The following is a 13,589-nucleotide window of genomic DNA, read 5'->3' on the forward strand; positions in this document are numbered from 1 at the left end:
CTACAATTGACCCACTGGGCTGCCGAGAATTCCCGCGGGCATGGAGCGCCGGCTAGCCGTTATAGGCATCAGGGCATCAGGGCATCAGGGGTATCTGCATCTTGCGCGTGACCCCGACACACGGTTGTCTGTCAAAGCAGCAAATCATTCTTGAGGCTTCATTGCATGAACGAATTACAAGATCTGATTGATAACAATGAGCGCTGGGCCGACGCGATCACCAAAGAAGATCCTGATTTCTTCGCCAAGCTGGCCCGTCAACAAACGCCCGAATACCTGTGGATCGGCTGTTCCGATGCCCGCGTGCCAGCCAACGAGATCGTCGGCATGCTGCCGGGCGACTTGTTCGTGCATCGCAACGTGGCCAACGTGGTGCTGCACACCGACCTCAACTGCCTGTCGGTGATTCAGTATGCGGTGGATGTACTCAAGGTCAAACACATCCTGGTGACCGGCCACTATGGCTGCGGCGGTGTACGCGCCTCGATGCAGGATCGTCAGTTGGGCCTGATCGACGGCTGGCTGCGCTCGATTCGTGATCTTTATTATGAAAAACGCGACGAACTGGCCAAGTTGCCCACCGAAGAAGAGCGGGTCGACCGCCTCTGCGAGCTCAATGTGATCCAGCAGGTGGCCAACGTCGGTCACACCAGCATTGTGCAAAACGCCTGGCACCGCGGGCAGAGCCTGTCGGTCCATGGTTGCATCTATGGCATCAAGGATGGACGCTGGAAAAGCCTGAACGCCACCATCAGCGGCTTCGAACAATTACCGCCACAGTACCGTTTGCGTCCTGTCGAGGCGTTGTAAAAGCTTTTCAGCCGAGACTTCGCCGACGCCAGTGTTGAAAGAACTGTTCACCATTGGCATTCGGTGACTCGTCATAACCAATGATCCAGCCACGGCAGCAAGGACAACCGCAGCGGCAGGCGAACTGCCGCAGCAGCTTGTCTTCTGTCGCGGCGAAATCCATCGTCAGCCGATCCCCCTTTTTGATGTCTTTGAGCGCCCATAACCACAGCTCACTCATGTCGAGAAAGACGTTGGGGTCGCAGGAGTGACTCAGCAGACCACTGAAGCACGGATCGTAGACATGGATTCCCGGCGCCAACTGCCGGGTGTGTCGGCAGCGATAGGGCAATAGATGTCCGGAAACCCGGCAGATTCGGCTGATGCGGGGGAACTCGCGCAGTGCCGCGACCGCCATTGCCGAGCCCTGAGCGTTATGGAGGATTTCAAAGTCTTCTTTGGAGGGGAATCCAAGGCGAAGGGGCAACTCTACAAACGGATAGATGCCATTTGATGACGGCGGTGGTAATCCTTGTTCGGCATGGCTTCTCATAACAATCCTTGTCAGTTGGGTGCTACGACCTCCGTCTGCTGACATCCTGTCAGCTCTGCAGCACGTGGATACGACACAAGCCTCTCGCAAATGAAATAACCGGTCTACTGTCAGATATGACAGGCGAAAAAAGCTCTTTCCCGCGTCAGCCATGGCTCACGCGGGAAAGACTTCCATCGTTTTACAAGTGTGGGGCAGAGGCGGAGGTCATAAGGGCCGGGGTCTGCAGCTGTTTCAGCTCGGATTTGACCGGCGCTGTCGAGCATTTGGCCACCGCTTGCTCAGGCGTCAGGTTGCGAATCGAGGTGTAGAACAGTTCGCAGGTTTTTTCTTTCTGGGTCACTTGCCAGGTCTGAGTGCAGCTTTTCAGCTGAGCGGTAGGGTCAGTGCCCGGTTTGCTGCCCATTCCGGCCTGCCAGCACGCGGCACTCAAATCCTGCCCCATGACTTTCAGCCCCGCGGCGTCGGCCTTGGCCTGTGCATCGTCGCCGCTATAGGCTTCGGGGTCGGCGGCGTACCAGATGTAACTCGGGTGGTTGGAACCCAGTACGGGGACCGCCACACCCTTGCTTGGGATGATGGTTGCCAGGCCCAGCACGTCCACGGTCTGCCCGTATTGTTGCTTGATCCAGTTACGCACCGGTGAACCAAAGGCGACCATGGGCAATGCAGCGCCTTTGGCGTTCTGGCTGACTTCCTTGACCATGGTGGTCTGGTAGTCCGTGAAGTAGTTGTAGACGCCTTCCAGATCCTTGCCGGCGGTGGACGGCGCGGCAATCGGCGCGATGTCGATGATGGTCTGATAGGCCGGCGTCTGGTCGGCGGGAATGTTGTTGGCGGTCAGCAGCGCGGCCCAGCGGTCGGTGGTCTTGGACTCCAGATAGTCCTGGGCCTGGGTCAGGGAATAATCCGGCGGGAAGTGCAGCAGTTCGACGCTTTTGCGGTTTTCCAGCGCCATGCCCAGCGGCAGGAACAGGTACCAGTTATAGGTCCACTTACCATCGGCGCTCAGCTTGTTGGCGCCCTTGTAGGCCAAATCCCCAGCATTGAGCAGCGCGGTCAGTGGCTTGTCATAGCCTTTGGGCACACCGCTGATATGGGCGTGGAGCTGCTTGTTTTCGGTTTTGACCAGCACTTTTGCGGTTTTGTAGCCATCGCGCTGGACGCTTTGGGTCAGGTAATGCTCGACGGTCTGCTCCAGTGTCCAGTTGCGGAAGCAGATGACATTACAGTTGTTGGGGTAGGCGAACAGCCTGGTAACGCGTTCGGTACTGCCCAGATTCAGATCGACATCGGCGTGAGCGGCGGCGCTCAGGGTGAGTGCGGCGAGGGTGAATCCTGCGAGTTTGAACATGCTCAGATCCTTTTCAGCGTGAGCCCTCGGAGGTGGGGCGGGTACATACTGAAACTAGTTGTGTCGAACGGTCTAGTAGACAAGTGAAAAGATCGCCAGTCAGAGCACCTCTTTCATCCGGCAAAGTGCAGTGCAGTGCTCAAATCGCCCATGGGCTTCTGGCCACGGGCAATCATCGCGTCATCCCGCTGCCTGAGCCCATCGAGCTTTTCAAGCTGAAACACCCGGGTGATCAACCGCAGAATCGAGCCAGTGTCATAGACCGTGTGATCCACCATGCCCTTGCGCGCAAACGGCGAAACCACCAGCGTCGGTACCCGCGAGCCTGGCCCCCAGCGGTCTCCCTTGGGCGGTGCGACGTGATCCCACCAACCGCCGTTCTCATCGACCGTGACCACGACCACCATGTTTTTCCACTGTGGGCTTTCCCGCAGCACTTTCAGGGCGCGGACGATGTGCCGGTCGCCGGACGCTACATCGGCGTAACCGGCGTGCATGTTCAGATTGCCCTGGGGTTTGTAGAAACTCACCGCCGGCAGCTTGCCCGCCTCGGCATCGGCAAAGAACTTGTTGGTATTCGACTCATCGCCCAACCCCGCATCCCGTAGACGTTTACCGCGCTCCAACGGGTTTTCCGGCCCCTGCTGCTTGAAGTAGTTGAACGGTTGGTGGTGGTACTGGAAGTTCGGGATTTTCGGAATGCCGCCAGAGTCCTTGTACTGATCCAGCGTCGCCTGCCAACCTCCGGCATACCAGGCCCAGTCGATGTTTTTCTTCGAGAGCTTGTCGCCTATGTGCTCGTGGGTCTGGGGGACCATGACGTTCGGCAGGTCTGGTTTGGCGTACGCCGGACGCTCCGGGTCGCGAATCCAGGTCGGCCAGTACGGCGGAGCGAGCGTGTTGACCCCATAGCCGTCCGGCGTCAGCGCGCTGGGGCCGAATTGGGGTGGGCCGGTCATGGCACTGGCCGGGGATTGTTCCAGAGGCTTGAGGCGTGGGTCGGCCGGATCATCGCTTTGCAGCGTGGCGATCTGTGTCTTGGCTACCGAGTCGACGGCGTCCGGATAGAACGGCGCGGTGGCGCTGATCAGGTATTGATGGTTGAGAAACGAGCCGCCGAAAGCCCCCTGGAAAAAGTTATCGCAGAGCACAAATTCTTGGGCAACGTCCCACAACCGCAGGGAATATCGACTCTGGGCGTAATGCCCCATGGGCAGGCCACCGGAGTCGGCCCAGGCGACAAAGCCGTCATTTTTGCCACCGTTGATCTGCATCTGGTTCTGATAGAACGCATGCCACAGATCGCGTGTCACCAGGCCGAACGGCAAGTCTTCTGCATTCGGACCTTTGAGGGCAAAGGGCGCGTTAGGCAGGTGTTCCTGGAACTGGGTTACGCTGGGGTAAGTCACGCCATCGAGGGTTTGCGGGCCGATCTGCAGCACGCCGCCCCAGACTGGCGGCAGGGTCTGCAACAGGCTGCCATCGCGATCACGCTGCTGATATTCGACGGGTTTGAGGCCCGAGAGCGGTTTCTCGACGCCGGGGAAGTCGCCGAACAGGTTATTGAAACTACGGTTCTCGGCGTAGATCACCACCACGGTTTTCACCTGGTCGCGTAGGGCTTTGTCCAATTCGACAGGTGAAAGCAGGCGTTCGACCGGTTTACCCGACTCATCGCCATGACTGCCACAAGCGCTGAGGGTCGCGCCGACACCGAGTACCGCCACGCCACCCAGGAAGCGGCGGCGACTGGTGTCGGTGGGCGTATCTGTTTGCGGGGAGGAGGCGTCGTTGCGGTTTTCTTCGTCGTTCATGGCGAGTTCCGTCTTGCTAAGTTGTTTCAATATGTTTCGGCGGGACGCTAGCAGCGAGGTGTGACAGAGGGGTTACGTTGGTGAAAACAATGAGTCGTCAGTGTGGAAGCAGCCCGCTTCCACACTGGATCGGTGGTGGATTGAAGGTCGGCGTCAAGGCATCACTGGCGCCATATACGTAAGCGTCGTCCCTAGCGCCCACAGCAGAAACAGCACCAGTGGCGTGTGCACCAGCAACTGCACGAACGAAAACCCGATCAGATCCCGGGCCTTCAACCCGAGCACGCCCAGTAGCGGCAGCATGTAGAACGGGTTGATCAGGTTCGGCAGCGCTTCGGCGGCGTTGTAGATCTGCACGGCCCAGCCCAGGTGGTAGTTCAGGTCATTGGCCACTTGCATGACGTATGGCGCTTCAATGATCCATTTGCCGCCACCGGAAGGGATGAAAAAGCCGAGGATGGCCGAGTACACGCCCATCAGCAGGGCATAGGTGTCGTGGGACGCGATTTGTACGAAAAAGGTCGAGATGTGGTGGGCCAATGATTGTCCGTCGGTGCCCTTGACCACCGTCATCAGGGCAGCGATCGAGCCGTACAGCGGGAACTGGATCAGCACGCCGGTGGTGGTCGGCACCGCACGGGCCACCGCATCGAGGAAGCTGCGCGGGCGCCAGTGCAGCAGTGCGCCGAGCATCAGGAACAGGAAGTTGTAGGTGTTCAGTCCGGAAATCGCGCTGATCGCCGGTTTGGTCGCAAACTCATGGAACAGCCATCCGGCCGCCAGCAATGCCAGCAGAATCGTCAGCAGCGGGCTGTATTCCAGCCATTCACCAGGGCGGGTACGCGGTGCTGGCGCCGGCAGACTGAAACCCGGATCGATACCGCAGGCTTTGGCGTCACGCGCTGTCGCGGGGCCGGGCGCGGTGGCGTAGGCAACGATTAGCGAGACCACGGTCAGTGCCAGCAACAGCACACCCGACTGCCAGAGAAAGATCGTTTGAGTGAAGGGAATGACGCCCGTGATCGACAGAATCGATGGCGGCAAACTGGCGGGGTTGGCCTGCAATTGTGCCGCGGACGACGACAGCCCCAAGGCCCAGACCGCGCCCAGACCAAGATAGGCGGCGGCACCGGCAGCGCGGTAGTCCATTTTCAGATCGGTACGGCGGGCGAGGGCACGTACCAGCAGCCCGCCGAATACCAGTGACAGCCCCCAGTTCAGCAACGACGCGACCATGGAAATCAGCGCCACCCAGGCCACGGCGGAACGGCCGTTTTTCGGGACCCGTGCCAGGCGATCGATCAGTTTCACCGCCGGTGGCGAACTGGCGACCACGTAACCGCCGATCACCACGAATGCCATCTGCATGGTGAACGGAATCAGGCTCCAGAAACCGTCACCGAAGGCCATGGCGGCGGCGATGGGTTTGGCGCCCATGGCCATGGTCGCCACAGCGACGATGATCACTGCCAGCGCGGCGAATACCCAGGAGTCGGGAAACCAGCGTTCGGCAAAGTTTGAACAGTGCAGGGCAAAGCGCGCAGAGCGGCTATCTTCGATATCAGCGGCCACGGGAGTACCTCGTTTTTATGTTTATTGTGGGGTTCAGGGCGCAATGGCCCATCCGGTCGGTGCCAACAGTAAATCAATCGGTCCGTTGCGGGGACGCTGTTTGGGGCGTTTGGGACTATGGTCTAACGGGTTGTCCACAAGCTCATTTGCGTAGACCATGGGCGCCTTGGTTTTTTGCCTGCCAGAGTTCTTTTACATGACTGCCAACATCGATGCGCGCCCGGCGCCCTTCACTCGTTCGGACTACAAGACCCTGGGGCTTGCAGCCTTGGGCGGTGCGCTGGAAATCTACGACTTCATTATTTTCGTATTCTTCGCGCTGACCCTCAGCCAGCTGTTCTTCCCGCCGCAAATGCCCGAGTGGCTGCGTCTGCTGCAAAGCTTCGGGATCTTCGTCACTGGCTACCTCGCGCGTCCGTTGGGCGGGATCCTGATGGCGCATTTCGCTGACCGGTTGGGACGCAAGAAGGTGTTCAGCCTGAGCATTCTGATGATGGCGTTGCCGTGCTTGCTGATCGGGATCATGCCGACCTACGCCCAGATCGGCTATTTCGCACCACTGCTGCTGTTGGCCCTGAGGGTCCTGCAAGGCGCGGCGGTGGGTGGTGAAGTGCCGAGCGCCTGGGTGTTCGTCGCTGAGCACGCGCCGGTCGGGCATCGCGGTTATGCCCTTGGTTTCCTGCAGGCGGGGCTGACCTTCGGTTACCTGATCGGCGCCTTGACGGCGACTTTTCTGGCTCAGGCGTTCACCCCGGCGCAAATCCTCGATTACGCCTGGCGTTACCCGTTTCTGTTGGGCGGTGTGTTTGGCGTGATCGGTGTCTGGCTGCGCCGCTGGCTCAGCGAAACCCCGGTGTTCATGGCGATGCAGGCCCAGCGCGAGGCCGCTGTCGAACTGCCGCTGCGCACGGTCCTGCGTGAGCACCGTCTGGCGATGCTGCCGGCGATGATCCTCACCTGCGTGCTGACCTCGGCCGTGGTGGTGTTTGTGGTCATCACCCCGACCATGATGCAGAAAACCTTCGGCATGACCGCCAGCCATACCTTTGCGCTGAGTGCCTTGGGCATCGTCTTTCTGAATATTGGCTGTGTGCTCGCCGGGCTGCTCGTCGATCGTATCGGCGCCTGGCGCACGGTGATGCTGTATAGCCTGCTGCTGCCTCTGGGCATCGGCGTGCTCTATACCTGTCTGATCATTGAGGGCCAGTGGATCGGTCTGGCCTATGCGCTGGCCGGCCTGGGTTGTGGGGTGGTCGGCGCAGTGCCGTCAGTGATGGTCAGCCTGTTTCCGGCGCGGATTCGTGTCTCGGGGATTTCTTTCACCTACAACATTGCCTACGCCGCCTGGGCAAGTGTCACACCGCTGCTGTTGATCGGTCTGATGCCGTGGAGTCCGTGGATTTGTGTGATCTTCTGCGCGGTAATGGGGACCGTGGGCATCAGCAGCGCGGTGTATTTCGGTGCGCGAATGCCGCGAGTCGGACGCTGTTCGGTGGCTGGCGCGGCATGAGGCTGTTTGTGCCGCGACTATTTTTGTAGGACAACCCTGCAACACTCTTCAGAAAATATCCGCAAAGCCGATGGTTAGGCTGTAAGCCGCTTTTTATCTCTGTCCATCGGTGCTTCCCATGTTCAATAAACGCTTGAAGCAGGAGCTGTCGGCTCTTCGCGAAGAACTCTCCAGCCTTCTGCAAGTCAAGGAGAGTCTGGAAAGCGAGATGCTGGTCCTGACCCTCGACTCCGATGGGCGAATTCAATCGGTCAACCAAAACTTCGTCAGTGAGATGCTCTACAAAAGCAATGATCTGATCGGCCGGCACATCGAAGACCTTGTTCCGGTCCATGTGAAATCGGATGAATTCCACAACCGTTTCAAGGCCGCGCTGACCCGTGGCGAGCACTTTGCCGGCGCGGTCCGTTTGCTACGCGGCAACGGTGCCGAAGCCTGGTTGCGTTCGATCATGCAGCCGGTGCGGTCCTCGGACGGCCGTATCAAGAACTTCTCGATTTACTCCAGCGACCTGACCCGTACCATCGAGGCGTCCCGTGAGCATGAAAACCTGATTGGCGCGCTGGTGCGTTCGACGGCAGTGATCGAGTTCGACCTCAATGGCAATGTGCTGACGGCCAACGAGCGTTTCCTCAGTGGCATGGGTTACAGCCTGGCGCAGATCCAGGGTAAACATCACCGGACCTTTTGCGAGCCAGAGGAATACAACAGCGCCGAGTATCAGAACTTCTGGCGTCGCCTGAACGCCGGGGAGTTCGTCGCTGATCGTTTCAAACGCATCGACAGCCACGGTCGCGTGGTCTGGCTGGAGGCTTCCTACAACCCGGTGCTCGACGCCAACAACAAGCTCTACAAAGTGGTGAAGTTCGCCACGGTGGTTACCGATCAGGTGCATCAGGAGCAGGCTGTCGCCGAGGCGGCCAACATTGCCTACAGCACTTCTCAGCAAACCGACCAGAGTGCACAGCGCGGTACTGCCGTGGTGACCCAAGCTGTGGATGTGATGCGTGACTTGGCCAAACACATGCAAACCGCTGGCGAAGGCATCGAAGCACTGAACGAGCAATCGTTGGTGATCGGCACCATCGTCAAAACCATCAGCGGCATCGCCGAACAGACCAACCTGCTGGCGCTCAATGCGGCCATCGAAGCGGCTCGCGCCGGTGAACAGGGGCGCGGGTTTGCCGTGGTGGCGGACGAAGTCCGGCAATTAGCCTCGCGCACCAGTCAGGCGACCGATGAAATTGTCGGCGTCGTGCGTCAGAACCAGGACATGGCGCGCAACGCCGTGGCGCTCATGACTGACGGCAAGCTCCAGGCTGAGCAAGGTCTGGCGCTGGCGGCGGAGGCGGGCACGGTGATCGTCGAGATCCAGGACGGTGCGCAGAAAGTGGTGAACGCGGTTGGGCAGTTTGCCAACCAACTATCGACTTGATGCTATCTACCCGGCGCGGGTGGTCCTCAAAAAGGCCTACCCCGCCCGGTAAGCCTTTCCTCGTTCCTGCGTACGACTCAATCCCCCAACGCTTCCCCCTCGCGCCGTGGATCGGCCCCGCCGGCCAACGCGGCTTTCCCCTGCGCATCCTTGACCCGAACAATCGCCTGAGTCCCGCTGGTCATGTCGATCTCGCCCACGCTGTGCCCTTTGTCCTTCAGCGCCTGAATCAGTGCCGGGCTGAACTGACCCTGTTCCAGTTCGGTCGGGCCGTTGCGGCTGCCGAAGTTGGGCAGGTTGATGGCGGCCTGTGGGTCGAGGTTCCAGTCGAGCAGGCCGATGGTGGATTTGGCCACGTACTCGATGATCTGCGAGCCGCCGGGCGAGCCGACGGTGGCCACGAACTCGCCGCTCTGGCGGTCGAAGATCAGCGTGGGCGCCATGGACGAGCGCGGGCGTTTGCCGGGTTCGACGCGGTTGGCGACTTTTTGCCCTTGCTCTTCGGGGATGAACGAGAAGTCAGTCATCTGGTTGTTGAGCAGAAAACCCTGGACCATCAAGTGTGAGCCGAATGCCGCTTCCACGGTGGTGGTCATGGACACGGCATCGCCCTCGTCATCGACCGCCACCACCTGCGAGGTGGAGATGCGCAGCGGCGAGCGGTCCGGCGCGTAGGCGACCTGAATGCCCGGCGGGGTGCCGGGTTTGGCCTGGCCCATGCTGCGCTCGCCAATCAAGGTTGCGCGGGTCGCCAGATAAGTCGGGTCGACCAACCCTTTGACCGGCACGGGTACGAAGTCGGTGTCGGCAACGTACTGCGCACGATCGGCATAAGCCAGGCGCTCGGCTTCGGCGATCAGGTGCACAGCTTCAGGGGCTGGCTCTATGCCCGCCGGTTTGCTGGTCTTGACCGGTTTGAGTGGTGCCAGTGCAAAACGCGGGTCGCGGGTTTCCAGGGCCTGCAAGGTGCCAAGGATCTGCGCCACGGCGATCCCGCCCGACGACGGTGGCGGCATGCCGCAAACCTGCCAGCGTTTGTAGTCGGTGCACAGCGGCGCGCGTTCCTTGGCCTTGTAACCCTGGAGATCGCTCAGCGACAGGCTGCCGGGGTTGGTATGGCCCTGAACCTTGGCGACGATCTCTTTTGCGATCGGGCCTTTGTACAGTGCGTCGGGACCTTCCTTGGCGATGCGCTTGAATACCGCGGCGAGTGCCGGGTTTTTCAGTTGCGTACCGACGGCTTTCGGGCTGCCATCGGCATTCAGAAAGTAGGCGGCCATGTCCGGCGAGCGTTGGATAAACGCGTCGGCCGCGATCAACTGATGCAGTCGTGGCGAGATGGCGAAGCCTTGCTCGGCGAGTTTGATGGCGGGTTCGAACAGCCTCGCCCACGGCAGGCGACCGTGCTTTTGATGGGCCAGCTCCAACGCCCGCAATACACCCGGCGTACCCACCGAGCGACCACCGATCTGCGCCTGGGTGAACGGCATCGGTTTGCCATCGGCTTGCAGGAACAATTTCTCGGTGGCGCCGGCCGGGGCGGTTTCGCGACCGTCGTAGGTGCGCACAGCCTTGCCATCCCACAGCACAATCAACGCGCCACCGCCGATACCCGACGATTGCGGCTCGACCAGCGTCAACACCGCTTGCATGGCAATGGCTGCATCAATCGCCGAGCCGCCTTCGCGCAGCATCTCCCGCCCGGCTTCGGCCGCCAGCGGATTGGCGGCTGCGGCCATGTGTCTGGAGGCGTGCCGCGTCTGCAGGTCGGTGCGATAACCGAAGGCGATTTCCGGCGCGACCGGCAAGGTCGAGACCGAAGGCGAAGAGGGCGGGGCGTTACACGCGGCGAGGGTTAAAGCGGTGGCGATCAGCGAAAGGGCTGACAGGCGATAGCGACTCAAGTGGAAGGCTGAGAACACGTGGGGCACTCCGTCCATGGGATAAAAGGTCTGGGGACTTTATCGGCCGAAGGAGTGCTACGCAAATCAGGGTTCGCCCGCCACTTTTCTCGAGGCATAAAAAAACGGCCTACCTTTCGGTAAGCCGTTTTTAGTACTTGGTGGCTACACAGGGACTTGAACCCCGGACCCCAGCATTATGAATGCTATGCTCTAACCAACTGAGCTATGTAGCCAAGTGGCGCGCATTATTCACCTGGAACGACGATGCGTCAAGCGTAAATCTAAAATATTTCTCCACACTTTCAACCGCTTATCCCCCTGACCCGAAAAATCGGGCCAGGGAAGGGCATCAACCGAGCTGAAATCTCCCGGTATTCGCACTCAAGGCCTTGCTGCCCTGGCTCAAGGTGTCCGCGGCGAGATTCACCGCCCGCGCGCCTTCGAGCAAGCGTACCGCCGCCTGATCGACTTGCTGGATGTTGCCGCTGACTTCATCGGCGGTACTCGCTTGCTCTTCAACGGCAGTGGCGATTTGTGCCAGGGTGTCGGTGACGCTTTGCACCGCGCTGGCGATTTCCCCCAGGCGTTCGCCGAGACCGGTGACGGCTTGCGCATCCGATTGCGCCTGGCCGCAGGCCGCTTCCATCAGGCTTACCGCTTCGTTCACGGTGCTACGCAGGCTGTCGACGGTGCCGGCGATCTGCGCGGTGGAGGACTGGGTGCGTTGCGACAGGCTGCGCACTTCATCGGCCACCACCGCAAAGCCGCGACCTTGCTCGCCAGCCCGTGCGGCCTCGATGGCGGCGTTGAGGGCCAGCAGGTTGGTCTGCTCGGCCACGCCGCGAATGGTATCGACCACCAATTGAATCTGCTGCCCTTGCTCGCTGACCCGACCCAGTGCCGCCGCCGTGTCGTTCAACCGCTGATTGAGCTGCTGAATACTCGCTGTCGTGCGTTGGCTGTCGCGGCTGCTGTCGGCGGCGATGCGCTGGGTGTGCTGAGCGCTGCCAGACGCCTGTTCGCAACTCTGGGCGACCCCTTGTGAGGTGGCGGCCAATTGCGTGGCCGCTGCGGCGATCTGGCTGATTTGCAACTGCTGGGCTTCGACTTCGCCAAGGGCACCGCTGGAGTGATCGTTGAGGGTGCGCACCGCGTTGCTTAACTGCAGGGTTTCGTGATCGACCCCCAGCAAACTGTTGCGCAGTTGTACCACTGCGACGTTAAGCGAGGTGCTGATCGCCGCCAGTTCGTCGCGGCCATGTACCGGCACTTGCAGGCTCAGGTTGCCGTCGCGCAGTGCTTCGGCCAGTAGTGTGATGCCGCTGGCGCTGCGACGGATCGAGGCCTGTAGACAGATGAACAGGTACAGCGCGGCCAGCAGCAGGCAGCCAAAAATTGTCGCCACCAGGATGAACTGGCGGATGGCCGAGCCGTGGTAATAATCCAGCCGTTGATCCAGAGAAACCAACGATTGCTGGCGCAGCGAGGCAAGGTTACCGAGGAGAGCGTCGAGACTGCGTTCGAAGTCTTCGGGCTTGAGGTTGATGCTGCCACCGAAGACGCCGTCGTCCAGCACTTTCAAGCCGGTATCCAGCTGCTTGAGGCTGTCATGGTACTGCCCGGCCCAGGTTTGCAGGGCACTGGGCAGGCGCGCTTCCAGCAGGCCACCAGTTTTCGCCAGCTGTTCCCGAGCGTCGCCGATGCGGCTGCGCAAGTCGCGCAATTGCAGGCGGCTTTGCAGAGTGAACTGCCCGGACACCACCGAAGCTTGGCCAACCGCGGCGAGGCGACCGACCCGTTCGATCAGGTCCGGTGCGTGTTGAGTGGAGATCTGCGTCAGCAGATAAGTTTCCAGCCATGGCGCGAGGGTCAGGCGATTGTCCATGGCGATTTGTTCGCGCAAGGCTTGCAGGGCGCTCAAGGCATTGGTGAAGCGATCATAGCCGTCCGGCCACCATCCAACGCTGCTCAGGCTTTTCGAATCCAGGCCGGTGAGGGCGCTTTGCAGGGCTTGATAGCGGGTGAGGGTCTCGCCCTCGGCGCCTTCGGTGTTCAGGGCATTACCCAAGTCTGTGATTGCCTGGGCCACAGCCGGCTGAACCGTGTCGAACGCCGCCATCGCAGCGATGGTTGCTGGCGTCGGCTGGCGGTTGGTTTCGGTGGCGCGCCAGCGCGCGGCACGGTCACGCTGGGCGGCGAGCAAGTTGTCGAGCGCATCCAGGGCAATCAATTGCCGGACCCCGGCGCGTTCGCCGGCGATCAGGCTCAACTTGTCACGATAGTCCTGGCCGATCATCCACAAGCTGCCTGCCAGCGGCAGGATAAACAGCAGAAACAGCAGCTGAAATTTGCGCGCGAAGCCGAAACGCCCCAGCAGCCCGATCCCCGGTGATAAAAAAGCCTGCATGCCCCATGACTCCTCTGGACACCACGCACCATTGGCGTGCGTCGAGGTCATTGCGACCGCGACTGATGCCCTTCTAAAACGCCTCGAAAGTTCACCTTGGTCCGCTCTGTAGGCCGACTCTGTAGCGAAACTTCCCATTCTCGGTCCCCTTTGTAAGGGGCCGCGTTGAAGCGGATAAGCAAGGCAAGATTCAGACCATGGCTTTGCGCTATCACCTTTTTTGAGGTCGTTAGCAGGCTAAGGGGATGGCG

Annotated in this window: 8 protein-coding genes, 1 tRNA gene and 2 pseudogenes; 4 read left to right on the forward strand and 7 right to left on the reverse strand. The window is 60.6% G+C overall.

The genetic code is table 11. The annotated features are described in order from the left end of the window. Window positions 1-165: 165 nt before the first annotated feature. A complete protein-coding gene (gene can, locus AC1D2Q_RS15815) occupies window positions 166-810 on the forward strand; it encodes a carbonate dehydratase (protein ID WP_105348047.1) in 645 nt (214 codons plus the stop codon). Between the two features lie 7 nt (window positions 811-817). Here can and AC1D2Q_RS15820 read toward each other — a convergent pair whose 3' ends face one another. The 4 genes from AC1D2Q_RS15820 to AC1D2Q_RS15835 form a co-directional block, all read right to left on the reverse strand. Then, entirely contained in the window at window positions 818-1,342 is a 525-nt protein-coding gene (locus AC1D2Q_RS15820) for an SET domain-containing protein-lysine N-methyltransferase (protein ID WP_477813790.1), read from the reverse strand. A 181-nt stretch (window positions 1,343-1,523) separates the two neighbouring features. Next, the gene (locus AC1D2Q_RS15825) at window positions 1,524-2,696 is read right to left on the reverse strand and encodes a hypothetical protein (protein WP_477813791.1); all 1,173 of its coding nucleotides are present in this window, start codon (window positions 2,694-2,696) and stop codon (window positions 1,524-1,526) included. 113 nt (window positions 2,697-2,809) lie between these two features. Further along, complete coding sequence (locus AC1D2Q_RS15830) at window positions 2,810-4,510, reverse strand: acid phosphatase (protein WP_477813792.1); 1,701 nt, start codon at window positions 4,508-4,510, stop codon at window positions 2,810-2,812. A 153-nt stretch (window positions 4,511-4,663) separates the two neighbouring features. After that, window positions 4,664-6,082 (reverse strand): short-chain fatty acid transporter, encoded by a 1,419-nt coding sequence (locus AC1D2Q_RS15835; protein WP_477813793.1) that lies wholly within the window; start codon window positions 6,080-6,082, stop codon window positions 4,664-4,666. A 196-nt stretch (window positions 6,083-6,278) separates the two neighbouring features. On the opposite strand from AC1D2Q_RS15835, the gene AC1D2Q_RS15840 reads away from it, so the two are divergent. The 3 genes and pseudogenes from AC1D2Q_RS15840 to AC1D2Q_RS15850 all read left to right on the forward strand — a co-directional run. Continuing rightward, window positions 6,279-7,592, forward strand: a complete 1,314-nt coding sequence (locus AC1D2Q_RS15840) for an MFS transporter (protein WP_477813794.1) — start codon at window positions 6,279-6,281, stop codon at window positions 7,590-7,592. A 208-nt stretch (window positions 7,593-7,800) separates the two neighbouring features. Beyond that, window positions 7,801-8,487, forward strand: a pseudogene (locus AC1D2Q_RS15845) (PAS domain-containing protein); the annotation flags it as partial. 102 nt (window positions 8,488-8,589) lie between these two features. Then, window positions 8,590-9,027, forward strand: a pseudogene (locus AC1D2Q_RS15850) (methyl-accepting chemotaxis protein); the annotation flags it as partial. A gap of 77 nt (window positions 9,028-9,104) precedes the next feature. Here AC1D2Q_RS15850 and ggt read toward each other — a convergent pair. The 3 genes from ggt to AC1D2Q_RS15865 form a co-directional block, all read right to left on the reverse strand. Beyond that, window positions 9,105-10,949 (reverse strand): gamma-glutamyltransferase, encoded by a 1,845-nt coding sequence (gene ggt / locus AC1D2Q_RS15855; protein WP_477813795.1) that lies wholly within the window; start codon window positions 10,947-10,949, stop codon window positions 9,105-9,107. Between the two features lie 138 nt (window positions 10,950-11,087). Next, window positions 11,088-11,164: transfer RNA gene (locus AC1D2Q_RS15860), tRNA-Met, on the reverse strand. 116 nt (window positions 11,165-11,280) lie between these two features. Next, the gene (locus tag AC1D2Q_RS15865; RefSeq protein ID WP_477813796.1) at window positions 11,281-13,338 is read right to left on the reverse strand and encodes a methyl-accepting chemotaxis protein; all 2,058 of its coding nucleotides are present in this window, start codon (window positions 13,336-13,338) and stop codon (window positions 11,281-11,283) included. Window positions 13,339-13,589: the final 251 nt, after the last annotated feature.

This window comes from Pseudomonas sp. P1_A1 (assembly GCF_056406935.1).